21 protein-coding genes are annotated in these 23,899 nt (G+C 69.6%); 4 read left to right on the top strand and 17 right to left on the bottom strand.

The genetic code is table 11. The features are described from left to right. From nuoN to CP981_RS17855, 14 genes are read right to left on the bottom strand one after another with little or no spacing between them, the layout of a single operon-like run. Entirely contained in the window at positions 1–1,653 is a 1,653-nt protein-coding gene (nuoN, locus tag CP981_RS17790) for an NADH-quinone oxidoreductase subunit NuoN (protein WP_085924405.1), read from the bottom strand. Continuing rightward, positions 1,650–3,308, bottom strand: coding sequence for an NADH-quinone oxidoreductase subunit M (locus CP981_RS17795; RefSeq protein ID WP_085924404.1), 1,659 nt, complete (start codon positions 3,306–3,308; stop codon positions 1,650–1,652). The genes nuoN and CP981_RS17795 overlap by 4 nt, the downstream gene beginning before the upstream one ends. Before the next feature lie 3 nt (positions 3,309–3,311). After that, positions 3,312–5,219: an NADH-quinone oxidoreductase subunit L gene (nuoL, locus tag CP981_RS17800; RefSeq protein WP_085924403.1), complete on the bottom strand. Its 1,908-nt coding sequence runs from the start codon at positions 5,217–5,219 to the stop codon at positions 3,312–3,314. 13 nt (positions 5,220–5,232) lie between these two features. After that, positions 5,233–5,532: an NADH-quinone oxidoreductase subunit NuoK gene (gene nuoK, locus CP981_RS17805; protein ID WP_018090964.1), complete on the bottom strand. Its 300-nt coding sequence runs from the start codon at positions 5,530–5,532 to the stop codon at positions 5,233–5,235. Continuing rightward, positions 5,529–6,401 (bottom strand): NADH-quinone oxidoreductase subunit J, encoded by an 873-nt coding sequence (locus CP981_RS17810; protein ID WP_085924402.1) that lies wholly within the window; start codon positions 6,399–6,401, stop codon positions 5,529–5,531. Before CP981_RS17810 ends, nuoK begins: the two co-directional genes overlap by 4 nt. Continuing rightward, the gene (nuoI, locus tag CP981_RS17815) at positions 6,398–6,988 is read right to left on the bottom strand and encodes an NADH-quinone oxidoreductase subunit NuoI (RefSeq protein ID WP_229893832.1); all 591 of its coding nucleotides are present in this window, start codon (positions 6,986–6,988) and stop codon (positions 6,398–6,400) included. Before nuoI ends, CP981_RS17810 begins: the two co-directional genes overlap by 4 nt. Next, a complete protein-coding gene (gene nuoH, locus CP981_RS17820; RefSeq protein WP_085924400.1) occupies positions 6,981–8,369 on the bottom strand; it encodes an NADH-quinone oxidoreductase subunit NuoH in 1,389 nt (462 codons plus the stop codon). The genes nuoI and nuoH overlap by 8 nt, the downstream gene beginning before the upstream one ends. Next, entirely contained in the window at positions 8,366–10,897 is a 2,532-nt protein-coding gene (locus CP981_RS17825; RefSeq protein ID WP_085924399.1) for an NADH-quinone oxidoreductase subunit G, read from the bottom strand. Before CP981_RS17825 ends, nuoH begins: the two co-directional genes overlap by 4 nt. Further along, complete coding sequence (nuoF, locus tag CP981_RS17830; RefSeq protein ID WP_371874005.1) at positions 10,894–12,276, bottom strand: NADH-quinone oxidoreductase subunit NuoF; 1,383 nt, start codon at positions 12,274–12,276, stop codon at positions 10,894–10,896. The genes CP981_RS17825 and nuoF overlap by 4 nt, the downstream gene beginning before the upstream one ends. Continuing rightward, complete coding sequence (gene nuoE / locus CP981_RS17835; protein WP_425282137.1) at positions 12,273–13,166, bottom strand: NADH-quinone oxidoreductase subunit NuoE; 894 nt, start codon at positions 13,164–13,166, stop codon at positions 12,273–12,275. Before nuoE ends, nuoF begins: the two co-directional genes overlap by 4 nt. After that, the gene (locus tag CP981_RS17840) at positions 13,163–14,539 is read right to left on the bottom strand and encodes an NADH-quinone oxidoreductase subunit D (RefSeq protein WP_244329688.1); all 1,377 of its coding nucleotides are present in this window, start codon (positions 14,537–14,539) and stop codon (positions 13,163–13,165) included. Before CP981_RS17840 ends, nuoE begins: the two co-directional genes overlap by 4 nt. Beyond that, positions 14,539–15,339 carry an NADH-quinone oxidoreductase subunit C gene (locus tag CP981_RS17845; RefSeq protein WP_085924397.1) on the bottom strand — a complete coding sequence of 267 codons (801 nt, stop codon included), beginning with the start codon at positions 15,337–15,339 and terminating at the stop codon, positions 14,539–14,541. Before CP981_RS17845 ends, CP981_RS17840 begins: the two co-directional genes overlap by 1 nt. Beyond that, a complete protein-coding gene (locus tag CP981_RS17850) occupies positions 15,336–15,890 on the bottom strand; it encodes a NuoB/complex I 20 kDa subunit family protein (protein WP_042155737.1) in 555 nt (184 codons plus the stop codon). The genes CP981_RS17845 and CP981_RS17850 overlap by 4 nt, the downstream gene beginning before the upstream one ends. 9 nt (positions 15,891–15,899) lie before the next feature. Further along, on the bottom strand, positions 15,900–16,259 hold the full coding sequence (locus tag CP981_RS17855) for an NADH-quinone oxidoreductase subunit A (RefSeq protein WP_030262580.1): 360 nt from the start codon (positions 16,257–16,259) through the stop codon (positions 15,900–15,902). A 725-nt stretch (positions 16,260–16,984) separates the two neighbouring features. Here CP981_RS17855 and CP981_RS17860 point away from each other — a divergent pair. Together CP981_RS17860 and CP981_RS17865 are read left to right on the top strand one after the other, a co-directional pair. Beyond that, on the top strand, positions 16,985–17,782 hold the full coding sequence (locus CP981_RS17860) for a C40 family peptidase (RefSeq protein ID WP_085924396.1): 798 nt from the start codon (positions 16,985–16,987) through the stop codon (positions 17,780–17,782). A gap of 267 nt (positions 17,783–18,049) precedes the next feature. Next, positions 18,050–18,874: an ATP nucleotide 3'-pyrophosphokinase gene (locus tag CP981_RS17865; protein ID WP_085924395.1), complete on the top strand. Its 825-nt coding sequence runs from the start codon at positions 18,050–18,052 to the stop codon at positions 18,872–18,874. A gap of 115 nt (positions 18,875–18,989) precedes the next feature. Here CP981_RS17865 and CP981_RS17870 read toward each other — a convergent pair whose 3' ends face one another. Together CP981_RS17870 and CP981_RS17875 are read right to left on the bottom strand one after the other, a co-directional pair. Next, positions 18,990–19,445, bottom strand: a complete 456-nt coding sequence (locus CP981_RS17870) for a carboxymuconolactone decarboxylase family protein (RefSeq protein ID WP_085924394.1) — start codon at positions 19,443–19,445, stop codon at positions 18,990–18,992. Between the two features lie 148 nt (positions 19,446–19,593). Next, on the bottom strand, positions 19,594–20,940 hold the full coding sequence (locus CP981_RS17875; protein ID WP_425282213.1) for a geranylgeranyl reductase family protein: 1,347 nt from the start codon (positions 20,938–20,940) through the stop codon (positions 19,594–19,596). 73 nt (positions 20,941–21,013) lie between these two features. Here CP981_RS17875 and CP981_RS17880 point away from each other — a divergent pair, with 73 nt between their 5' ends. Both CP981_RS17880 and CP981_RS17885 read left to right on the top strand, forming a co-directional pair. Next, positions 21,014–21,529 (top strand): GNAT family N-acetyltransferase, encoded by a 516-nt coding sequence (locus CP981_RS17880; RefSeq protein ID WP_085924393.1) that lies wholly within the window; start codon positions 21,014–21,016, stop codon positions 21,527–21,529. 211 nt (positions 21,530–21,740) lie between these two features. Then, the gene (locus CP981_RS17885) at positions 21,741–23,090 is read left to right on the top strand and encodes an erythromycin esterase family protein (protein WP_085924392.1); all 1,350 of its coding nucleotides are present in this window, start codon (positions 21,741–21,743) and stop codon (positions 23,088–23,090) included. Between the two features lie 84 nt (positions 23,091–23,174). Here CP981_RS17885 and CP981_RS17890 read toward each other — a convergent pair whose 3' ends face one another. Beyond that, positions 23,175–23,873 (bottom strand): demethylmenaquinone methyltransferase, encoded by a 699-nt coding sequence (locus CP981_RS17890; RefSeq protein WP_085924449.1) that lies wholly within the window; start codon positions 23,871–23,873, stop codon positions 23,175–23,177. Positions 23,874–23,899: the final 26 nt, after the last annotated feature.

The following is a 23,899-nucleotide window of genomic DNA, read 5'->3' on the forward strand; positions in this document are numbered from 1 at the left end:
TCAGCGCACGAAGACCCCGGCCTGGCCGGCCAGATCGAGGAAGTACTGCGGCGCCAGGCCGAGCACCAGGGTGACCGCGACGCCGATGGCGATGGCCGTGGTCGTCAGGGGACTGGGCACCGCGACGGTCGGGCCGTCCGCCTTGGGCTCCTGGAAGAACATCAGCACGATGACGCGGATGTAGAAGAACGCGGCGATGGCCGACGAGAGCACACCGACCACCACCAGCCAGCCCGCGCCGCTCTGCGCCGCCGCCTTGAAGACCGCGAACTTTCCGGCGAACCCGGAGGTCAGCGGGATGCCCGCGAAGGCCAGCAGGAAGACCGCGAAGACCGCGGCCACCAGCGGCGAACGCCGGCCGAGCCCGGCCCACTTGGACAGCTGGGTGGCCTCCCCGCCGGCGTCCCGGACCAGGGTGACGACGGCGAAGGCACCGAGGGTCACGAAGGAGTAGGCGGCGAGGTAGAAGAGCACCGAGGAGATGCCCTCCTCGCTGGTGGCGATGACACCGGCGAGGATGAAGCCGGCGTGCGCGATGGAGGAGTAGGCCAGCAGCCGCTTGATGTCGGTCTGGGTGATGGCGACGATCGCCCCACCCAGCATCGTGATGATCGCGACGCCCCACATCACCGGCTGCCAGTCCCAGCGCATGCCCGGCAGGACGACGTACAGCAGCCGCAGCAGCGCACCGAAGGCCGCGACCTTGGTGGCGGCCGCCATGAAGCCCGTCACCGGGGTCGGGGCGCCCTGGTAGACGTCCGGGGTCCACATGTGGAACGGGACCGCGCCGACCTTGAACAGCAGCCCCATCAGCACCAGCGCGGCGCCGATCAGCAGCAGCGCGTCATTGCCCATCGTGCCGGCCAGCGCCGGATCGATCTGCTTGGCACCGTCCGAGATCACCTCGGCGATCCCGGCGTAGGTGACCGTGCCCGCGTAGCCGTACAGCAGGGCCACGCCGAACAGCAGGAAGGCGGACGAGAAGGCGCCGAGGAGGAAGTACTTCACCGCGGCCTCCTGCGACAGCAGCCGCTGGCGGCGGGCCAGCGCACACAGGATGTACAGCGGGAGGGAGAAGACCTCCAGCGCGATGAAGAGGGTCAGCAGGTCATTGGCCGCCGGGAAGACCAGCATGCCGCCGACCGCGAAGAGCGCGATCGGGAAGACCTCGGTGGTGGTGAACCCCGCCTTGACCGCGGCCTGTTCGGCGGCACCGCCGGGGACGGCCGCGGGCTGCGCGGCGAAGGAGTCCACGCGCTTGCCGTGCGCCGCCGGATCGAGCCGCCGCTCGGCGAACGTGAAGACCGCGACCAGGGACACCAGCAGGATGGTGCCCTGGAGGAACAGTGCGGGCCCGTCGACGGCGAGGGCGCCCATGGCGGCGATATGCGCCTTGGCCGAGCCGAAGCCGCCGGCCGCCAGCCCGATCACCGCGGCGAACGCGGCGGCCAGCGCCACCACGGTCAGCAGCAGCTGGGAGTAGTAGCGGTGCCGGCGCGGCACGAACGCCTCGACGACGACGCCGAGCACCGCCGCGCCCAGGACGATCAGCGTCGGCGACAGCTGGGCGTACTCGATGTGCGGCGCCGGGATCTTGCCCGGTGCGCCGTGCGCCACCGTCCACAGGCTGTGGACACTTGCCACGGAACTCACTTCGCGGCCTCCCGGTCTTGATCCTGCACGGCCTGGCCGGCCCGGCCTCCACCGGGCCCGGCGTCCACCTGCACAGTGGGCTTGGGGTCCTTCTTGTCCACGACGGACAGGGTGTGGCCGACCGCCGGATTCACGAGGTCGGTGAGCGGCTTCGGATAGACCCCGAGGAAGAGCAGCAGCGCCACCAGCGGCGCCACCACCAGCAGCTCCCGCACCCGGAGGTCGGGCATGCTGCGCACCTCGGTCTTCACCGGCCCGGTCATCGTCCGCTGGTAGAGCACGAGGACGTACAGCGCGGCGAGGACGATGCCGAGGGTGGCGATGATGCCGATCACCGGATAGCGGCTGAACGTGCCGACCAGGACCAGGAATTCGCTGACGAACGGCGCCAGACCGGGCAGCGACAGGGTGGCCAGACCGCCGATGAGGAACGTACCGGCGAGGACCGGGGCGACCTTCTGGACGCCGCCGTAGTCCGCGATGAGCCGGGAGCCGCGGCGGCTGATCAGGAAGCCGGCCACCAGCATCAGCGCGGCGGTCGAGATGCCGTGGTTGACCATGTAAAGCGTCGCGCCGCTCTGGCCCTGGGACGTCATCGCGAAGATGCCCAGGATGATGAAGCCGAAGTGGGAGATCGAGGCATAGGCGATCAGCCGCTTGATGTCCCGCTGGGCGACCGCCAGCAGCGCGCCGTAGAGCACGCTGATCAGGGCGAGCACCAGGATGGCGGGCGTCGCCCAGCTGCTGGCCTCCGGGAAGAGCTGGAGGCAGAAGCGGAGCATCGCGAACGTGCCGACCTTGTCGACCACCGCGGTGATCAGCACCGCGACCGGTGCGGTGGACTCCCCCATGGCGCCCGGCAGCCAGGTGTGCAGCGGCCACAGCGGCGCCTTCACCGCGAACGCGAAGAAGAAGCCGAGGAAGAGCAGCCGCTCGGTGCCGGTGCCGATGTCGAGCTTGCCGGCCGCCCGGGCCTCGACGATCTGCTGGAGCGAGAACGTGCCGGTGCCGAGCTGGTCGGCGGTGACGGCGTACAGCCCGATCACCGCGGCCAGCATGATCAGTCCGCCGGCGAGGTTGTACAGCAGGAACTTCACCGCGGCGTACGAGCGCCGGCTCGCGGCCTGGTCCTCGCCGTCCCCGCCCGCCCGGTCCCCGAAGCCGCCGATGAGGAAGTACATCGGGATCAGCATGGCTTCGAAGAAGATGTAGAAGAGGAAGACATCAGTGGCCTCGAAGGAGAGGACCACCATCGCCTCGACGGCCAGGATCAGCGCGAAGAAGCCCTGGGTGGGCCGCCAGCGCCGGTTGGGCGTGGCCTCTTCCAGGGGGTCGGCGTCATGCCAGCCGGCCAGGATGATGAAGGGGATCAGCAGGGTGGTCAGCGCGATCAGGGCGACCGCGATGCCGTCCACGCCGAGTTCGTAGCGGACGCCGAAGTCGCTGATCCAGGCATGCGACTCGGTGAGCTGGAAGGGGCCCTTCGCACCCGGATCGAAGCGGAACGCGACGACCAGCGCCAGCGCGAAGGTGAGCAGCGAGAACACCAGCGCGAGCCATTTGGCCGCGGTGCGCTTGGCGGCGGGCAGCGCGGCGGTGGCGATCGCACCGACCGCCGGGACCGCGGCCACCGCCGTCAGCAGGGGAAATGACATGGCTCAGACACCCCTCATCAGCAGGGTCGCGGCGACGAGAACGGCGGCGCCGCCCAGCATCTGGACCGCGTACGAACGGACGAATCCGGTCTGCAACCGGCGCAGCAGGCCGGAGAGCCCGCCCATCGACGCCGCCGTGCCGTTGACCGCGCCGTCCACGACGGTGCGGTCCAGCTGGACGAGGGTGCCGGTGAGCTCTTCGCCGCCGCGTACGAAGACGATGTGGTTGAAGTCGTCCTGGAGCAGATCGCGGCGGGCGGCCCGGGTCAGCAGCGAACCGCGCGGGGCCAGCACCGGCACCGGCTTGCGGCCGTACATCAGCCAGGCGATACCGACACCGATGAGCAGCACCACCATCGTCGCGGCGGTGACCGTGGTGGCGCTGACCGGAGAGTGGCCGTGCGCGAACGAGGTGACCGGCTCCAGCCACTTCACAAAGGCCTCGTTGACGCTGAACAGCCCGCCCGCGAAGACCGATCCGACGGCCAGCACGATCATCGGGAGCGTCATGACCTTCGGCGACTCGTGCGGATGCACCTCGTCGGGGTTCCAGCGCTTCTCCCCGAAGAACGTCATCAGCATCACCCGCGTCATGTAGAACGCGGTGATCGCCGCGCCCAGCAGGGCCGCGCCGCCGAGGATCCAGCCCTCGGTGCCGCCCTTGGCGAACGCCGCTTCGATGATCTTGTCCTTGGAGAAGAAGCCGGACAGACCGGGGAAGCCGATGATCGCCAGATAGCCGAGGCCGAAGGTGACGAAGGTGACCGGCATGTACTTCCGCAGACCGCCGTAACGGCGCATGTCCACCTCGTCGTTCATCCCGTGCATCACGGAACCGGCGCCGAGGAAGAGGCCCGCCTTGAAGAAGCCGTGGGTGACCAGGTGCATGATCGCGAAGGCGTAGCCGATCGGGCCGAGACCGGCGGCCATGATCATGTAGCCGATCTGCGACATCGTCGAACCGGCCAGCGCCTTCTTGATGTCGTCCTTGGCGCAACCGACGATCGCACCGAAGAGGAGCGTGACCGCACCGACCACGACGACCGCCAGCTGGGCGGTCGGCGCGGCGTTGAAGATCGCCCCGGAGCGGGTGATCAGATACACGCCGGCGGTGACCATCGTGGCGGCGTGGATCAGGGCCGAGACCGGGGTCGGGCCCTCCATCGCGTCACCGAGCCAGGACTGGAGCGGTACCTGCGCCGACTTACCGCAGGCGGCCAGCAGCAGCATCAGCCCGATGGCGGTCAGCTTGCCCTCGGAGCCCGGCGCGGCAGCGCCTGATGTCATCGTGCCGGTGGCGGCGAGCACCGGGCCGAAGGCGAAGGTCCCGAACGTCGTGAACATCAGCATGATCGCGATGGACAGGCCCATATCGCCGACGCGGTTGACCAGGAACGCCTTCTTGGCCGCGGTGGCCGCGCTCGGCTTGTGCTGCCAGAACCCGATGAGCAGGTACGAGGCGAGGCCGACGCCCTCCCAGCCGACGTACAGCAGAAGGTAGTTGTCGGCGAGGACGAGCAGCAGCATCGCCGCGAGGAAGAGATTGAGGTAGCCGAAGAAGCGGCGGCGCCGCTCGTCGTGCTCCATATAGCCGATCGAATAGATGTGGATCAGCGAGCCGACACCGGTGATCAGCAGGACGAACGTCATGGACAGCTGGTCGAGCTGGAACGCGACGTCGGCCTGGAAGCCGCCGACCGGGATCCAGCTGAACAGATGCTGATGCAGGGCACGGTCCTCGGCGCCTCTGCCGAGCATGTCGGCGAAGAGCGCCACCCCGAGGGCGAACGATGCCACCGAGAACAGCGTGCCGATCAAGTGGCCGGTGCGGTCGAGTCGGTTGCCGCCGCACAGCAGCAGGGCCGCACCGACCAGCGGTGCCGCGACAAGCAGCGCGATCAAGTTCTCCACTTTGTGCGACCCCTTACAGCTTCATCAGGCTGGCGTCGTCGACCGAGGCCGTATGACGGGTGCGGAAGATCGACACGATGATCGCCAGACCGACCACGACCTCGGCCGCGGCGACGACCATCGTGAAGAAGGCGATGATCTGGCCGTCCAGATTCCCGTGCATCCGCGAGAAGGTGACGAAGGCGAGATTGCAGGCGTTGAGCATCAGCTCGATGCACATGAACACCACGATGGCGTTCCGCCTGATCAGCACCCCGGCCGCGCCGATGGTGAACAACAGGGCGGCGAGATAGAGGTAGTAGACCGGGTTCATTTCTTGGCCCCCTCCTTGTGCTCCGCCGACGGCGCGCCACCGGACGACGACGGGCCGGGCTCGTCCTCGGAGCCCCGGCCCAGCCAGTCCTCGGAGCGCCGCTCCAGCGCCTTCAGTTCGGCGAGCGACGCTCCGGAGACATCGCGGATCTGACCGCGCTCCCGCAGCGTCGGGTTGACGCTGAGCTCGGACACGGTGCCGTCGGGCAGCAGCCCCGGAATGTCGACGGCGTTGTGCCGGGCGTAGACGCCGGGGGCGGGCAGCGGCGGTACCTGCTTGCCCTCGCGGATCCGGGCCTCGGACTGCTCACGCTGCGTCTTGGCGCGCTCCGTGCGCTCCCGGTGGGTGAGCACCATCGCGCCGACGGCTGCCGTGATCAGCAGCGCGCCGGTGACTTCGAAGGCGAAGACGTACTTGGTGAAGATGAGCGCCGCCAGGCCCTGCACATTGCCGCCGGCGTTGGCCTCGCCCAGGCCGTTGAACTGCTTCAGCGAGGCGTTGCCGATCCCGGCGATCAGCAGGATGCCGAAGCCGAGGCCCGCCGCGGCGGCGAGCCAGCGCTGCCCCTTGAGCGTCTCCTTGAGGGAGTCCGCGGCGGTGACACCGACGAGCATGACGACGAACAGGAACAGCATCATGATCGCGCCCGTATAGACGACGATCTGGACGACGCCGAGGAAGTAGGCGCCGTTGGCGAGGTAGAAGACCGCCAGGACGATCATGGTCCCGGCGAGCGACAGTGCGCTGTGCACCGCGCGCTTCATCAGGATCGTGCACAGCGCGCCGATGACGGCGACACTGCCCAGGATCCAGAACTGCACGGCCTCCCCCGTGGAGGTCATGGAGGCCGCGGCGGCGAGGCCGGTCATGCGTGCGCCCCCTTCGCCTGCGGGTTCTCGTCGGTCTTCTCGCCCTTGGAGGTGGCGGTCTGACGGACCGTCCCCGGCGCGGCCTCGGTCACCAGGCCCTGGTAGTAGTCCTTCTCCGTCATGCCGGGGTAGATCGCATGCGGGCTGTCGACCATGGTCTCCTCCAGGCCCGCGAGCAGCTCTTCCTTGGTGTAGATGAGCGATTCACGGGACCTGTCGGCGAGTTCGTACTCATTGGTCATGGTCAGCGCGCGGGTCGGACAGGCCTCCACGCACAGGCCGCACAGGATGCAGCGCAGATAGTTGATCTGGTAGACGCGGCCGTAGCGCTCGCCCGGGGAGTAGCGCTCCTCGTCGGTGTTGTCCGCGCCCTCGACGTAGATCGCGTCCGCCGGGCAGGCCCAGGCGCACAGCTCGCAGCCGATGCACTTCTCCAGCCCGTCCGGATGGCGGTTGAGCTGGTGGCGGCCGTGGAAACGCGGCGCCGTCGGCTTCTTCTCCTCCGGATACTGCTCGGTCAGCCGCTTCTTGAACATGGCCTTGAAGGTCACGCCGAAGCCGGCCACGGGGTTCTGGAACTCAGGCACCGTCGCCCCCCTTTCCGTCGTTTCCGATTCCGTCACTGACAGTGTCCGCCCCGCCACTGACAATCAGCTCCCGCTCCCGGCGCGGCCTGCGGCGCGGCACCGGCGGCAGGCTCTGTCCGGGCAGCGGTGGCACGGGGAAGCCGCCCGCCATCGGGTCGAAGGCCCCGTCGCCGTCCGTCTCCTCCGCCACCTCGGCGCGCCGGAAGAAGTCCACGAGCAGGGAGATCAGCAGCAGCAGAACAGCGCCGCCGGCGACGTACAGCACGATCTGGGAGAAGTCGTAGCCCTCGTTCTTCAGCGCCCGGACGGTGGCGACCAGCATCAGCCAGACCAGCGAGACCGGGATGAGGACCTTCCAGCCCAGCTTCATGAACTGGTCGTAGCGCACCCGCGGAAGGGTGCCGCGCAGCCAGATGAAGAAGAACAGCAGCAGCTGCACCTTGAGGGTGAACCAGAGCAGCGGCCACCAGCCGTGGTTCGCGCCTTCCCAGAAGGTCGAGATCGGCCAGGGAGCCCGCCAGCCGCCCAGGAAGAGGGTGATCGCGACGGCCGAGACGGTCACCATGTTGATGTACTCGGCGAGCATGAACATCGCGAACTTGATGGACGAGTACTCGGTGTTGAAGCCGCCGACGAGGTCGCCCTCGGACTCCGGCATGTCGAACGGCGCGCGGTTGGTCTCACCCACCATCGCGACGATGTAGATGATGAACGACACCGGCAGCAGCAGGATGTACCACCGGTTCTGCTGCGACTCCACGATGGTCGACGTCGACATCGACCCGCTGTAGAGGAACACCGCCGCGAACGACATCCCCATCGCGATCTCGTACGAGATCATCTGCGCGCACGAGCGCAGCCCGCCGAGCAGCGGATAGGTCGAGCCGGAGGACCAGCCCGCCAGCACGATGCCGTAGATGCCGACCGAGGCCGTGGCCAGGATGTAGAGGATGCCGATCGGGAGGTCCGTCAGCTGCATCGGGGTGCGGACACCGAAGATCGAGATCTCGTTGCCCGCGGGCCCGAAGGGGATCACCGCGATCGCCATGAAGGCCGGGATGGCCGCCACGACCGGCGCGAGGAGATAGACCACCTTGTCGGCCCGCTTGACGACCAGATCCTCCTTCAGCATCAGCTTGATGCCGTCGGCGAGGGACTGGAGCATCCCCCAGGGACCGTGCCGGTTGGGGCCGATGCGCAGCTGCATCCAGGCGACGACCTTGCGTTCCCAGACGATCGAGAACAGCACCGTCAGCATCAGGAACGCGAAGCAGAAGACCGCCTTGATGAGGACGAGCCACCACGGGTCGCGGCCGAACATCGACAGGTCTTCCTGGGCCAGCGTGCTGCCGGCGGCGGCGAGTTGATCGAGCTGCATCATGCGTCCACCTCCTCGGGCTGCTCCGGGGTGCCCGGGGCGGCGGAGATCTTCACCAGGTCACCGGGGCGGGCCCCGGTATCGGCGGCGACCCCACCGCCCGTGGAGTTGAGCGGCAGCCACACCACCCGGTCGGGCATCGGCGTGACCTGGAGCGGCAGCCGGACCGCGCCGGCCGGCCCGGTGACCGCCAGCAGATCGCCGTCCTTGACCCCGGTCTCCTGCGCGGTGGTCTCCGACAGCCGGGCGACCGCGGGGTGGCGGGTACCGGCCAGCGCCGGGTCGCCTTCCTGGAGCCGCCCCTGGTCCAGCAGGAGCCGATGGCCCGCGAGGACGGCCTCCCCGCTGTCGGGGCGGGGCAGCGCCCGCCCGGTCTCCGCGGGCTCGCCCGCGTACGGGCCGTCCCAGCCGCCGAGCCGGTCCAGTTCGCGGCGTACGGAACGGAGATCCGGCAGCGCCAGATGGACGTCGAGGGCGTCGGCGAGCATGTGCAGCACCCGGGAGTCCGGCAGCAGATGCCGGCGGGTCATCTGGTCCGGTTTGAGCGCGGCCTCGAACAGCCGCGCCCGGCCCTCCCAGTTGAGGAACGTCCCGGCCTTCTCCACCACGGCCGCCACCGGGAAGACCACATCCGCCCGTTCGGTGACCTGCGAGGGCCGCAGCTCCAGACTGACCAGGAAGCCGACCTGGTCCAGCGCGGCCAGTGCGCCGGCCGGGTCCGGCAGGTCGGCGATCTCGACGCCCGCCACCAGGAGCGCACTGAGCTCGCCGGTCGCCGCGGCCTCGATGATCTGGCCGGTGTCCCGGCCGTGCCGGTGCGGCAGTGCGGCCACGCCCCAGGCGGCGGCGACCTCGTCGCGGGCCCGCGGATCGGTGGCCGGCCGGCCACCCGGCAGCAGTCCCGGCAGCGCCCCCGCCTCGACGGCGCCGCGCTCACCGGCCCGCCGCGGGATCCACACCAGGCGGGCCCCGGTGGCCGACGCCACGCGGAGCGCGGCGGTCAGCGCGCCGGGCGCCGCCGCCAGCCGCTCACCGACGACGATCACCGAACCCTCGGCCCGCAGCGCCTCGGCCGCGGTACGGCCCTCGCCCTCCAGGCCGACCCCGCCCGCGAGCGCGTCCAGCCATTCGGTCTCGGTACCGGGTGCGGCCGGCAGCAGCGTGCCGCCCGCCTTGATCAGTCCGCGCGAGGCGTAGGCGGCCAGCCCGTAGGTGCGCTGTCCGCTCCTGCGGTGCGCCTTGCGCAGCCGCAGGAAGACGCCCGGGGCCTCCTCTTCGGCCTCGATACCGGCCAGCAGTACGGCCGGCGCCTTCTCCAGCGCGGTGTACGTGACACCCCCGCCGTCCAGGTCACGGCCGCGGCCGGCGACCCGGGACGCCAGGAAGTCGGCTTCCTCGGCGCTGTGCACCCGGGCCCGGAAATCGATGTCGTTGGTGCCCAGCGCGATCCGGGCGAACTTGGCGTAGGCGTAGGCGTCCTCGACGGTCAGCCGGCCGCCGGTCAGTACGCCGGTGCGCCCCTTGGCCGCGGCCAGCCCGCGGGCCGCCGCCTCCAGGGCAGCGGGCCAGCTCGCCGGCTCCAGTTCGCCGGACTCCGGGTTGCGCACGAGGGGGTGCTCCAGCCGGTCGCGCTGCTGCGCGTACCGGAAGGCGAACCGCCCCTTGTCGCAGATCCACTCCTCGTTGACCTCGGGGTCGTCGGCCGCCAGCCGCCGCATGACCTTGCCGCGCCGGTGGTCCGTACGGGTCGCGCAGCCGCCCGCGCAGTGCTCGCACACCGACGGCGAGGAGACCAGGTCGAACGGGCGGGAGCGGAAGCGGTACGCGGCGGAGGTGAGCGCCCCGACCGGGCAGATCTGGATGGTGTTGCCGGAGAAGTACGACTGGAAGGGGTCGCCCTCTCCGGTGCCGACCTGCTGGAGGGCGCCGCGCTCGACGAGTTCGATCATCGGGTCGCCGGCGATCTGGTTGCTGAAGCGGGTGCAGCGCGCGCAGAGCACACAGCGCTCACGGTCCAGCAGCACCTGTGTGGAGATCGGCACCGGCTTCTCGAACGTCCGCTTCCGGCCCTCGAAGCGCGACTCCGGGTCGCCGACCTGCATCGCCTGGTTCTGGAGCGGGCACTCACCGCCCTTGTCGCAGACCGGGCAGTCCAGCGGGTGGTTGATCAGCAGCAGCTCCATCACCCCGCGCTGGGCCTTCTCGGCCACCGGGGAGGTCAGCTGCGACTTGACCACCATGCCGTCGGTGCAGGTGATGGTGCAGGAGGCCATCGGCTTGCGCTGGCCCTCGACCTCGACGATGCACTGCCGGCAGGCGCCCGCCGGGTCCAGCAGCGGATGGTCGCAGAAGCGCGGGATCTCGATGCCGAGGAGTTCGGCGGCGCGGATGACCAGCGTCCCCTTGGGGACGGAGATCTCGATGCCGTCGATCGTCAGGGTGACGAGGTCCTCCGGCGGGATCGCTGCCTCGCCGCCCCCCGAGGGACGGGCGGCGGAGCCGCTGTCCGACCCCGTGGTCGTGACGGTCATGCCTTCACCCCCAGGTGAGCGTCGTTGTCGGCCCAGAGGGTCGACCTGGCCGGGTCGAAGGGGCAGCCCCTGCCGTTGAGGTGCTGCTCGTACTCCTCGCGGAAGTACTTGAGCGAGGAGAAGATCGGCGAGGCGGCGCCGTCGCCGAGGGCGCAGAACGACTTGCCGTTGATGTTGTCGGCGATGTCGTCGATCTTGTCGAGGTCGCCCGGCCGCCCCTTGCCCGCCTCGATGTCGCGCAGCAACTGCACCAGCCAGTACGTCCCTTCACGGCAGGGCGTGCACTTGCCGCAGGACTCGTGCGCGTAGAACTCGGTCCAGCGGGTGACCGCCCGGACCACACAGGTGGTCTCGTCGAAGCACTGGAGCGCCTTGGTCCCGAGCATCGAGCCGGCCGCGCCGACGCCCTCGTAGTCGAGGGGGACATCGAGATGCTCGTCGGTGAACATCGGCGTGGACGAGCCGCCCGGCGTCCAGAACTTCAGCCGGTGGCCACGGCGCATCCCGCCGCTCATGTCCAGCAGCTGGCGCAGGGTGATGCCCAACGGGGCCTCGTACTGGCCCGGGTTGGCCACATGGCCGCTGAGCGAGTAGAGCGTGAAGCCCGGGGACTTCTCGCTGCCCATCGAGCGGAACCAGTCCTTGCCCCGGTTCATGATCGCGGGAACCGAGGCGATGGACTCCACGTTGTTCACGACAGTGGGGCAGGCGTACAGGCCCGCCACCGCCGGGAAGGGAGGACGCAGCCGGGGCTGTCCGCGACGGCCCTCCAGCGAGTCGAGCAGCGCGGTCTCCTCACCGCAGATGTACGCGCCCGCGCCCGCGTGCACGATCACGTCCAGGTCGAGCCCCGAGCCCAGGATGTTCTTCCCGAGGAAGCCCGCCGCATAGGCCTCGCGCACCGCCTCGTGCAGCCGCCGCAGGACGGGCACGACCTCGCCGCGCAGATAGATGAACGCGTGGTTCGACCGGATCGCATGGCAGGCGATCACGATGCCCTCGATGAGGGAGTGCGGGTTCGCGAAGAGCAGCGGGATGTCCTTGCAGGTCCCGGGCTCGGACTCATCGGCGTTGACGACGAGATAGTGCGGTTTGCCGTCGCCCTGCGGGATGAACTGCCACTTCATCCCGGTGGGGAAGCCCGCGCCGCCGCGGCCGCGCAGCCCGGAGTCCTTGATGTAGGCGATGACGTCGTCCGGGGGCATCGCCAGTGCCTTGCGCAGTCCCTCGTAGCCCTCGTGCCGGCGGTAGGTCTCCAGCGTCCAGGACGCGGACTGGTCCCAGAAGGCGGACAGGACGGGCGTCAGAAGCTTCTCGGGGTGGTCCCCGCCGGTCTCGCGCCGGGAGGCACCCCCGTGTTCGGCTGCCACTGTCATCACTCCCCCTCCTCTGCTGTGGGACCGGACGGGTGCTGCTCATCGGAGGCCGAGGTCTCCTGCGGTGCGTCATGGGAGCTGGGGTGGCCGGCGGGCGCCTCCTCCGCGGGGTGGCCGGACGGGGGCTCGTCGGAGGGCGCACTGTCGGCCGTGGTGCGCGGGGAGACGACATGGTCGGCGCCGCGGCCGGGAGCGGCCTCGCCCCTGGCCAGCCGCAGCCCGATCAGCGAGGCGGGGCCGGCGCCGCCGGTGGCCTCGACGGCGCCCGGCCGCTCGTCCGGGAAGCCGGCGAGCATCCGGGCCGTCTCCTTGAACGTGCACAGCGGCGCACCGCGGGTGGGCTCGACGGTCCGGCCGGCCCGCAGGTCGTCGACCAGCTGCCGGGCGGTCTCCGGCGTCTGGTTGTCGAAGAACTCCCAGTTGACCATCACGACCGGGGCGAAGTCGCAGGCCGCGTTGCACTCGATGTGTTCGAGGGTGACCGCGCCGTCCCCGGTGGTCTCGCCGTTGCCGACGCCGAGGTGCTCCTTGAGCTCGGCGAAGATGGCGTCGCCGCCCATCACCGCGCACAGCGTGTTGGTGCAGACCCCGACCTGGTAGTCCCCGCTGCTCTTGCGGCGGTACATGGAGTAGAAGGTCGAGACGGCGGTGACCTCGGCGGTGGTGAGGTCGAGCATCTCGGCGCAGAAGCGGATGCCGGTACGGGTGACATGCCCTTCCTCGGCCTGCACGAGGTGCAGCAGCGGCAGCAGCGCCGACCGCGAGCCGGGGTAGCGGGCGATCACCTCCTTGGCGTCCGTCTCCAGCCGGGCCCGTACGTCCGCCGGGTAATCGGGGGCGGGGAGCGCGGGCATCCCCAGCTGCACGTCCTGGTTTGCCGGAGTGGCGTTCACCGGTCGACGCCTCCCATCACGGGGTCGATGGACGCGACGGCGACGATGACGTCGGCGACCTGGCCGCCTTCGCACATCGCCGCCATGGCCTGAAGGTTGGTGAAGGAGGGGTCGCGGAAGTGCACCCGGTAGGGGCGGGTGCCGCCGTCGCTGACCGCGTGCACGCCCAGCTCGCCCTTGGGTGACTCGACGGCCGCGTAGGCCTGCCCCGGCGGGACCCGGAAGCCCTCGGTCACCAGCTTGAAGTGGTGGATCAGGGCCTCCATCGAGGTGCCCATGATCTTCTTGATGTGGTCGAGGGAGTTGCCCAGGCCGTCCGGGCCGAGGGCCAGTTGGGCGGGCCAGGCGATCTTCTTGTCCGCGACCATCACCGGGCCGGGCGCCAGCCGGTCCAGGCACTGCTCGACGATCCGCAGCGACTGGCGCATCTCCTCCAGCCGGATCAGGAACCGGCCGTAGGAGTCGCAGGTGTCGGCGGTCGGCACCTCGAAGTCGTAGTCCTCGTAGCCGCAGTACGGCTGAGTCTTGCGCAGATCGTGCGGCAGTCCGGCGGAGCGCACGATGGGCCCGGTGGCGCCGGTGGCCATGCAGCCGGCCAGGTCGAGATAGCCGATGCCTTCCATCCGGCCCTTGAAGACCGGGTTGCCGGTGGCGAGCTTGTCGTACTCGCCGATGTTCTTCCGCATCTTCTTGACGAACTCACGCACCTGGTCGACCGCGCCCGGGGGCAGGTCCTGGGCGAGGCCGCCGGGCCGGATGTAGGCGTGGTTCATCCGGAGGCCAGTGATCAGCTCGTAGAGGTCGAGGATGAGCTCACGGTCGCGGAAGCCGTAGATCATGATCGTGGTGGCGCCCAGTTCCATCCCGCCGGTGGCGATGGCCACGAGGTGGGAGGACATCCGGTTGAGCTCCATCAGCAGCACGCGGATGACCGAGGCCCGGTCGGGAATCTGGTCGGTGATGCCCAGCAGCTTCTCCACGGCCAGGCAGTAGGCCGTCTCGTTGAAGAAGGGCGTCAGGTAATCCATCCGCGTCACGAAGGTGGTGCCCTGCGTCCAGGTCCGGAATTCGAGGTTCTTCTCGATGCCGGTGTGCAGATAGCCGATCCCGCAGCGGGCCTCGGTGACGGTCTCGCCGTCGATCTCCAGGATCAGCCGGAGCACCCCGTGGGTGGACGGGTGCTGCGGCCCCATGTTGACGATGATCCGCTCGTCGTCGGCCTTCACGGCGGCCGCGGCGATCTCGTCCCAGTCGCCACCGGAGACGTTGTAGACGGTCCCCTCGGTGGTCTCGCGGGCCAGGGACTCCTGGGTGTCGAAGTCGCTGGAGGTGCGGTGGCCGGACGAGGAGTGGGAGTGCGGTGCAGTAGTCATCAGCTGTACGACCTCCGCTGGTCGGGAGCCGGAATCCGGGCGCCCTTGTACTCGACGGGGATGCCGCCGAGCGGGTAGTCCTTGCGCTGCGGGAAGCCCTGCCAGTCGTCCGGCATCATGATCCGGGTCAGCGCCGGGTGGCCGTCGAAGACGATTCCGAAGAAGTCGTAGGTCTCTCGCTCGTGCCAGTCGTTGGTCGGATAGACCTCCACGAGCGAGGGCACATGCGGGTCGGCGTCCGGGGCGGAGACCTCCAGCCGGATCAGCCGGTTATGGGTGATCGAGCGCAGGTGGTAGACGGCGTGCAGCTCACGGCCCTTGTCGCCGGGGAAGTGCACTCCGCTCACCCCCGTGCACAGCTCGAAGCGCAGCGCCGGGTCGTCCCGCAGGATCCTGGCGACGGCCGGCAGATGGCCGCGCTCGATGTGGAAGGTCAGCTCGTCGCGGTCCACGACGGTCTTCTCGATGACGTTCTCGGGGACCAGCCCCTGTTCGTCGAGGGCGCCCTCCAGCTCGTCGGCGATCTCGTCGAACTCCCCGTAGCCTCCCCCACTCTCGGCTCCGCTCGACCGGGAGGTGCCCCCACCCCTGCCGCGCGGTCCGCCGTACGGCCGCTGGGCCGCGCCGGGCAGCCGGACCGTGCGGACGAGGCCGCCGTAGCCGGTGGTGTCCCCGCCGTTGTTGGCGCCGAACATGCCGCGGCGGGTGGCGATCGCCTCGCCGGTGTCCTCGCGCTGCGCGGGCACCGCCTCGTCCGGGCCCTCCGGCTCGGGACGCTCGGGGTTCTTCTGCTCACTCACCGCAGCAGCCCCTTCATCTCGATCAGCGGCAGCGCCTTGAGTGCCGCTTCCTCCGCCTCACGGGCGGCCTGCTCCTGATGGACCCCGAGCTTGGTGTCCTGGATCTTCTGGTGGAGCTTGAGAATGGCGTCCATCAGCATCTCGGGACGCGGCGGGCAACCCGGCAAATAAATGTCAACGGGAACAATGTGGTCGACGCCCTGCACAATCGCATAGTTATTGAACATTCCGCCCGACGAGGCGCAAACCCCCATGGAAATCACCCACTTCGGGTTCGGCATCTGGTCATAGACCTGCCGCAGCACGGGCGCCATCTTCTGGCTGACCCGGCCGGCCACGATCATCAGATCCGCCTGTCGCGGCGAGCCGCGGAAGACCTCCATGCCGAAGCGGGCGAGGTCGTAGCGCCCGGCGCCGGTGGTCATCATCTCGATGGCGCAGCAGGCCAGCCCGAAGGTCGCAGGGAAGACCGAGGATTTCCGCACCCAGCCCGCGGCCTGCTCGACAGTGGTCAGCAAAAAGCCGCTCGGCAGCTTCTCTTCAAGTCCCATGTGTGACCCCTAGTCCCATTCCAGGCCGCCACGACGCCAGACATAGGCGTAGGCGACGAAGACGGTGAGCGCGAAGAGGAGCATCTCGACGAGCCCGAAAAGCCCCAGGGCGTCGAAGGTGACGGCCCAGGGATAGAGGAAGACGATCTCGATGTCGAAGACGATGAAGAGCATCGCCGTCAGGTAGTACTTGATCGGGAAGCGGCCACCACCGGACGGCTGTGGCGTCGGCTCGATACCGCACTCGTAGGCCTCGAGCTTGGCCCGGTTGTAACGCCTGGGCCCGACGAGGGTGGCCATCACGACGGAGAAGATCGCAAAGCCTGCCCCGAGGGCTCCCAGTACGAGGATGGGCGCATAAGCGTTCACCGTCCTCGCTCCCTTCAGTCGACGATGACTGGATGGCGGTCCGCCCGGGCCCTCCGGCTGCCCCATGGAGATCGTGCCTATGTGAGGCAGTTCACAAGCCCGAGCCGCCTGCATCTTATGCCCGCTGGTCTGTGATCTGCGACACGGGGGTGAACAACGCCTTTGTGATCTCCACCACCCGGCGAAGGATCATGAAGTCGGATGAGCAGTGATCTTCATACGCGAAGCGCGCGAGTGATCACGAGAGGTGACATTCCCTGGTGTTACCGCTGGTCAGTGCGGGGTTGCCAATATCAAGTGGTTGTCGCTACAAGCAAATTGGCGCTGGACGCGGTCAACTGCTATACGCGGCGGGCCCGTAGATCCGGCCCGCTCGTGACCCGGTCGTGATCGTCGACACGTGCTTCCGTTCACGAGTGGCCGGCCGATGCCAGATCACGGGAACATAACGGACACTCAAGAGTGACCTATCCCACGCTATTTCCAGCACTAAGCGCTTGACGCCCGGGAAGCCTTGGCGTGGCGGATGCGGAAGTGGTAGGCGCCCGCCGGGCCCGCATGGAGCAGCAAATGCCATGCGTAGGAACATGATCGCGAAATTCGGACATCCCGCCGCGGGGGCAGCGAGCGGACAAAAGTCCGTTTTGTTCGTCGCGTACGCGTCAAGTGTGGCGCACTGCACCTTTCTTGGCAGCAACCTGCGGCGCCTGATAGCCGTTATTGCCATGTCCCCGAACGCACTCATACCCAGCCACCGGAAGCCCCGCCGTCCTTCCGCGTCCTCGCGGGCGCTGCGGGCGGGCGTGACCGGTGGCTTCCTCACCCTCGCGGTGACCGGCGCCACCGTGCCGGCCAACGCCGCGGAAAAGCCCGTCTCCGAAACCCAGGAGATGCCGACGATCACGACGGCGCTGGCGACCAGCGCCGCCAGGAGCGCCGACACGGCCGAGCAGGTCGCGTTCAACTACGAGCGTCAGGCGCTCCAGGACAGCGCCTTCTCGCACGCCGCCAAGGCCGCGGAGAAGCACAAGGCCGAGGCCGTGAAGAAGGCCAAGGCCGCGGCGAAGAAGAAGGCCGAGGAAGCCCGTAAGGCCAAGGAGGCCGCCGAGGCCCGTGCCTCGCGCTCCTCCGAGCGTTCGACCCTGTCCGCCCCGGCGTCGACCGCCACCGGCAGCTCCGCCACGCTCGTCGCCTTCCTCAAGGCGCAGCTCGGCAAGGCCTACGTGCTGGGCTCCAGCGGCCCCTCCTCGTACGACTGCTCCGGCCTGACGCAGGCCGCGTTCAACCAGATCGGCATCGACCTGCCGCGGGTCTCGCAGGACCAGTCCACCACCGGCACCCAGGTCGGCCTGGACAACCTCCAGGTCGGCGACATCCTGTACTGGGGCAGCGCGGGCAGCGCCTACCACGTCGGCGTCTACGTCGGCGGCGGCAAGTTCATCGGTGCCCAGAACCCGAGCACCGGCATCGTCGAGCGCCCGCTCGACTACGACATGCCCACCGGCGCGGTGCGCGTCCTCTAGGACCGCCGCGCACACGAACACCGCACAAGGACCGTCTCTTCCGCCGCTCGGGAGAGACGGTCCTTTGGTGTGGGCCGGGCCGTCCCGTCGCGCCGTCGTCCGACGGATGATTCGCGCCGCCCGGCGCCACGATCAAGCCAGGTACGGGCCGAACGCCGCCCCGCGGAGCCACCGATGCGCGGTGCGCGCCGTTGCACCTCTCGCCATATGCCGTAGATGCCGCTTATGCGTTCTCCGGCCTCCGCAGAGAGAGGGAACCGCGCTTCGATGAACACGCATCGCACCCCCCACCGCCTCGTCAGCCGGGCCGCGACGGCCGCCGCCCTGGCCACCGCGCTCGGTCTGGGCGCCGTCCCCACCGCGACCGCCGCGCCGTCCGCCGCACCGCTCACCGCCCGGCCCACCGGCCTCGACGGCGGCTGGCACCACGACGGGCTGCATCTGACGGCCGCCGAGAACAAGAAGGTGGACGGCTTCGCCGCCCGCGCCCGGCGGGCCGAGCGCACCATCAGCCCCGCGGTCCGGGCGGCCGCCAGGATCAGCCATGCCGAACTGGTCGGCTTCGACCAGCGGCTGAAGTCGCCGGACTCGCTCAAGCGCAAGGTCGCCACCCGGCTGCGGGAGACACCGGGGCAGACCGTGGACGCGGCGCTCCGCACGATCAATGACGCGGTCCGCTTCACCCTCCAGTGGCCGGCCGGCACCTACAGCCAGGGCGTCCACACCGCGGCCGGGCTGCTGTCCACCTGGGGCAACGACTCCGCCCGCTGGACCAACACCTGGAACCGGCCCGCCGGCTACAAGGCGGTCAACTCCGTCTGGCGCGCGCCCCGGTCCGGCCAGCTCTTCGAGGTCCAGTTCCACACCCCCGAGAGCAAGGCGGCCCAGCTGGAGACGCACAAGCTGTACGAGGAGCAGCGGCTGCCGGGCACTCCGCCCGCGCGGGTGCGGGAGCTCCAGGAGCAGCAGAACGCGATCTTCGCGGCGGTACCGGTACCGCCGGGCGCCGGGCGGCTGACCGCCCCGGCCCGCCGGCTGTCCCCGGACCCGGCACGCCGGCTTCCCGCACCGGCCCCCGCCCCCGCCGGCTGACGGACCGGTCACCGGGCCCCGGGCGTGCGGGCTCAGCAGTGACGGCCCGCCGGATGCACCGGCGGGCCGCCAGGGGCGTGCGGCGGCGGCCGTCACGGCCGCCGCCGGACGGGAGTTACCAGCCCGCGCCGGCCGGCTGCCTGGTGGTCGCGTTGAGCCGGTTGAAGAGGTTGGTGATGCCGATCGTCAGGATGATCGCCGAGAGCTGACGCTCGTCGAAGTGGTCCGCGGCGGCGTCCCAGATCGGGTCCGGCACCGGGTCGGAGCTGTCCGCGAGCCGGGTGGCCGCCTCGGTGAGCGCCAGGGCGGCGCGCTCGGCGTCCGAGAAGTACGGCGCCTCCCGCCAGGCCGCGACCGCGAACAGCTGATCGTCGCTGACGCCCGACTTCCGGGCGCTCTTCACTCCCCCGTCGACGCAGAAGCTGCATCCGTTGATCTGGCTCGCGCGCAGATGGACCAGCTCCAGCGTCGCCTCCGGCACCCCGCCCCCGCGGGTCGCCCGGACCACGTCGAGGAGCGGCTGCATCGCCTCGGGCAGGACCACCGCGGGGTTCTTCATCCGTGCTTCCATCGCTGCTCTCCTTGAAAGAATCCGTCGTCACCGCACTGACGGATCCCGGCCGGAGAGTGTGACCGCGGCGCCGGAAAATCTTTCCCGGCGCCGCAGAAGCATGGTCAGGGCCGGTCCCGGACCTCCCGTCCGGTGACCGGCCCCGGTGTCAGGCCTTCGGGGCGACCTTGCTCAGCCCGTTGATGATGCGGTCCATCGCGTCGCCGCCCGTGGGGTCGGTGAGGTTGGCGAGCATCTTGAGGGTGAAGCGCATCAGCAGCGGGTGGGTCAGACCGCGCTGGGTGGCGATCTTCATGACCTTGGGGTTGCCGATGAGCTTCACGAAGGCGCGGCCCAGCGAGTAGTAGCCGCCGTAGGTGTCCTTGAGGATCTTCGGGTAGCGCGCCAGGGCCAGTTCGCGCTGCGCGTACGTGGCACGGGCGTGCGCCTGCACGATGACCTCGGCGGCGATCGCCCCGGACTCCATCGCGTAGGCGATGCCCTCGCCGTTGAACGGGTTGACCAGCCCGCCCGCGTCACCGACCAGCAGCAGGCCCTTGGTGTAGTGCGGCTGCCGGTTGAAGGCCATGGGGAGCGCGGCGCCGCGGATCGGGCCGGTCATGTTCTCCGGCGTGTAGCCCCAGTCGGCGGGCATCGAGGCGCACCACGCCTTGAGGATCTCGCGCCAGTCCAGCTCCTTGAACGCGGAGCTGGAGTTGAGGATGCCGAGGCCGACATTGCTCGTCCCGTCGCCCATGCCGAAGATCCAGCCGTAGCCCGGCAGCAGCCGGTCCTGGGCGCCGCGGCGGTCCCACAGCTCCAGCCAGGACTCCAGGTAGTCATCGTCGTGCCGGGGCGAGGTGAAGTACGTACGGACGGCCACGCCCATGGGGCGGTCCTCGCGCCGGTGCAGGCCCATGGCCAGCGAGAGCCGGGTGGAGTTGCCGTCGGCGGCGACGACGAGCGGGGCGTGGAAGGTGACCGGGGTCTTCTCCTCGCCGAGCTTGGCGTGCACGCCGGTGATGTGACCGGTCAGCTCGTGGACGATCGGCGCGCCCACATTGCAGCGCTCGTACAGCCGCGCCCCGGCCTTCTGCGCCTGCCGGGCCAGCTGCTCGTCGAAGTCGTCGCGCTTACGGACCAGGCCGTAGTCCGGGTACGAGGCCAGCTCCGGCCAGTCGAGCTGGAGCCGGGAGCCGCCGCCGATGATCCGCAGCCCCTTGTTGCGCAGCCAGCCCGCCTCTTCGGAGATGTCGATCCCCATCGCGACCAGCTGCTTGGTGGCGCGCGGGGTCAGCCCGTCGCCGCAGACCTTCTCGCGCGGGAACGCGGTCTTCTCCAGAAGGAGCACGTCCAGACCGGACTTGGCGAGGTGGTAGGCGGTGGCCGAGCCGGCCGGCCCGGCACCGACGACGATCACATCCGCGCTGTGCTCCGATCGGGCGGTGGTCACGGAATCGGTCACGGACGCGGAATCGGTCACGGCGCTGTCTCCCGGAAGTCGATATCTGGATATCTGGGTGCCGACCGGCACTGGGCATGTGCAGTCTATGGGGGCCTTGGTGATCAGAACCTGAAGGGTTGTCCCCATGAAGTCTGTGCACACACCACTCCCCTCGGTCGAACTGCGGGTGCCCACCGACGACGACGCGCGGCACTGGCACCGGGCCTTCAACGACCCGGATGTGATGGAGTTCCACGGCGGCGCCCCCGCCGAACTCTCGGAGTACGACGAGCTCACCGCCCGTCAGCGCCGGCACCACGCGGAGCTGGGCTTCTGCCTGTTCACCCTGGTGGACCCGGCGGACGGCGGGGTCATCGGCTTCACCGGCGCCCAGCCCTGGCCGCACGACTGGGGACCGGCGGGCGAGATCGAGATCGGCTGGCGGCTCGGCCGCGCGTACTGGGGCAAGGGCTACGCCACCACTGCCGCGCAGGCAGCGCTGGAGTCCGTACGGGCGTCCGGAGTCCGGCACGTCGTCGCGATGGTGGACGCACGCAACGAGCGCTCGCTCGCGGTGACCCGGCGGCTGGGGATGCGCCGCGCGGAGACGGTGATCACGCCGAAGGGGCGTACGGCGTACTGCCACCGTTTGCATATGTGAGCCGTGCGTGGTGCCCTCATCCGCGGCATGAGGGCACCAGCCGTCGGTTTTCGGACCAGTCCACGTCCACGTCACTGACGAGTCCACGTGCCGGCTGCCTTCCGAGGGGGGTATGCCCCCCGAAGAGTTCGGTAGCTGCCTCCACTGCGCGGCAAGGGCATCACTGGCGATGCTTCCTCTCAAGTCGCCGTACGCAAGAGAGGTCAAGAACATGGTGAGACACCGGAAGCGCATCGGCCGCCGGGGGCTGCTGGTCACGACGGCGGCCGCGATGGGAGCCGTCCTCGTTCCGTTGGCGGTCCAGGCCGCCCCGGCCGACGCCGCCGACGCGAAGCAGAGCCCGGTCCGCGCACTGGAGCAGGCGGCCCACCCCCTGCGCTCGGCCGAGCCCGGGAGGAACACGGCCGACCTGCGAGCCCTGGGCTCGATGATCGGAGACGCCGAGGTGGTCGGCCTCGGCGAGGCCACCCACGGCTCCCACGAGTTCTTCGCCATGAAGGAGCGGGTCTTCCGCTACCTGGTCGAGGAGAAGGGCTTCACCACCTTCGCCCTCGAACTGAGCTGGTCCGCCGGGCTCCGGATCGACGACTACCTCCAGACCGGCAAGGGCGACGCCCGCAAGATCGCCAAGGAGACGCTCACCCACTCCCCCTGGGAACGCGAGGAGTTCGTCAGCCTCATCGAGTGGATGCGTGACTACAACAGCCGCCACCCGGGCCGCACCGTTCACTTCATGGGCGACGACCTCGGTGCCCCCTCAATAAGCGAGGCGTTCTTCGGCCGGGTGACCGGCTACGTGCAGCAGAACCACCCGGAGGCGCTGCCGAAGCTCAACGAGCGCTACACCGGCCTGCGCCCGATCGACGACGTCTTCGCCTACCTGCGCAAGCCGCTCGCGGAACGGCAGCAGCTCGCCACCAAGGCACAGGAGGCCCTGGAACTGGTCAGCAGCCAGAAGGGCCGCGGGGAGGCGTTCGAATGGGCCGAGCAGAACGCCCGCTCCATCGCCCAGACCGCCAAGTTCCTCACCATGAACCCCGACGACCCGGACTCGCTGCCCACCTTCCAGCGCTTCCGCGACGAGGTCATGGCCCAGAACGTCACCTGGTGGCAGCAGCGCACCGGCCAGAAGATCCTGCTGTCGGCGCACAACGACCACGTCGGCTACGCCGCCAGCTATCCCGAGCTCTATCCCAAGACGCAGGGGTCGTTCCTGCGCGACACGATGGGCAAGAACTACCTCCCCATCGGCTTCACCTTCCACCAGGGCTCCTTCCTGTCGAAGGACACCGCCCTCGGCGGCGACTGGAAGAAGTTCACCGTCGACGCCGCCGCGCCCGGCAGCAACGAGCACACCCTCGACCAGGTCCGCTACCGGGACTTCTGCCTCGACCTCCGCACCGCCCCGGCCGCCGCGCGCGACTGGCTGAACACCGCCCGGCCCACGCTCAACATCGGCACGCAGTTCCCCGTGAAGCCGCGCGACGTCGCGCTCGCCAAGGACTTCGACGTCCTCATCCACCTCAGCGAAGTCCGGGAGGCCGACAAACTGAAGCCGTGACGGCGGGACCTTGCCGGGACCTGTGAGCCCGAAGTCCCGCCCCTGGAAGGCGACGGGACATCGGGCCTCCTCGTCCAGCCCTGCTCAGCCGGCCGGCCTGGTCCCCCGGTGCAGCGCCACGACGCCGCCGGTCAGATTGCGCCAGGCCACCTCGGTCCAGCCCACGCCCTGGAGCCGGGCGGCGAGTTCGGGCTGGTTGGGCCAGGTGCGGATGGACTCGGCGAGATAGACGTAGGCGTCCGGGTTGCTGCTGACCGCGCGGGCGACCGGCGGCAGCGCCCGCATCAGGTACTCGGTGTAGACGGTCCGGAACGGCGCCCAGGTCGGCTCGCTGAACTCGCAGATCACGACCCGGCCACCCGGCTTGGTGACCCGGTACAGCTCCGCCAGCGCGGCATCGGTGTCCTGGATGTTGCGCAGCCCGAAGGAGATGGTGACGGCGTCGAACACCGCGTCCGCGAACGGCAGCCGGGTACCGTCACCGGCCGTGAACGGCAGCCACGGGTGCCGCTTCTTGCCCTCCCCCAGCATGCCGACGGAGAAGTCGCACGGCACCACATACGCACCGGTCCGGGCGAACGGCAGCGACGAGGTGCCGGTACCGGCCGCGAGGTCGAGCACCCGCTCGGCGGGCCGTGCGGCCACCGTACGCTCCACCTCCTTGCGCCACAGCCGCGCCTGCCCCATGGAGAGCACGTCGTTGGTGAGGTCGTACCGGGCCGCCACGCCGTCGAACATCGCGGCGACTTCGTGCGGCTGCTTGTCCAGGGATGCTCGGGTCACCCGGCCATTGTCCACCGTGCCGGGGC

It is taken from the genome of Streptomyces platensis, from assembly GCF_008704855.1.
Taxonomy (GTDB): domain Bacteria; phylum Actinomycetota; class Actinomycetes; order Streptomycetales; family Streptomycetaceae; genus Streptomyces; species Streptomyces platensis.

Coding starts and splice junctions, on each gene's coding strand:
- CP981_RS17860 (WP_085924396.1), top strand. CDS start 16,985: ATGTCCCCGAACGCACTCATACCCAGCCACCGGAAGCCCCGCCGTCCT.
- CP981_RS17870 (WP_085924394.1), bottom strand. CDS start 19,445: ATGGAAGCACGGATGAAGAACCCCGCGGTGGTCCTGCCCGAGGCGATG.
- CP981_RS17850 (WP_042155737.1), bottom strand. CDS start 15,890: ATGGGACTTGAAGAGAAGCTGCCGAGCGGCTTTTTGCTGACCACTGTC.
- CP981_RS17795 (WP_085924404.1), bottom strand. CDS start 3,308: ATGTCATTTCCCCTGCTGACGGCGGTGGCCGCGGTCCCGGCGGTCGGT.
- CP981_RS17880 (WP_085924393.1), top strand. CDS start 21,014: ATGAAGTCTGTGCACACACCACTCCCCTCGGTCGAACTGCGGGTGCCC.
- CP981_RS17840 (WP_244329688.1), bottom strand. CDS start 14,539: ATGACTACTGCACCGCACTCCCACTCCTCGTCCGGCCACCGCACCTCC.
- CP981_RS17810 (WP_085924402.1), bottom strand. CDS start 6,401: ATGACCGGCCTCGCCGCCGCGGCCTCCATGACCTCCACGGGGGAGGCC.
- CP981_RS17865 (WP_085924395.1), top strand. CDS start 18,050: ATGAACACGCATCGCACCCCCCACCGCCTCGTCAGCCGGGCCGCGACG.
- CP981_RS17885 (WP_085924392.1), top strand. CDS start 21,741: ATGGTGAGACACCGGAAGCGCATCGGCCGCCGGGGGCTGCTGGTCACG.
- nuoH (WP_085924400.1), bottom strand. CDS start 8,369: ATGATGCAGCTCGATCAACTCGCCGCCGCCGGCAGCACGCTGGCCCAG.
- nuoK (WP_018090964.1), bottom strand. CDS start 5,532: ATGAACCCGGTCTACTACCTCTATCTCGCCGCCCTGTTGTTCACCATC.
- CP981_RS17825 (WP_085924399.1), bottom strand. CDS start 10,897: ATGACCGTCACGACCACGGGGTCGGACAGCGGCTCCGCCGCCCGTCCC.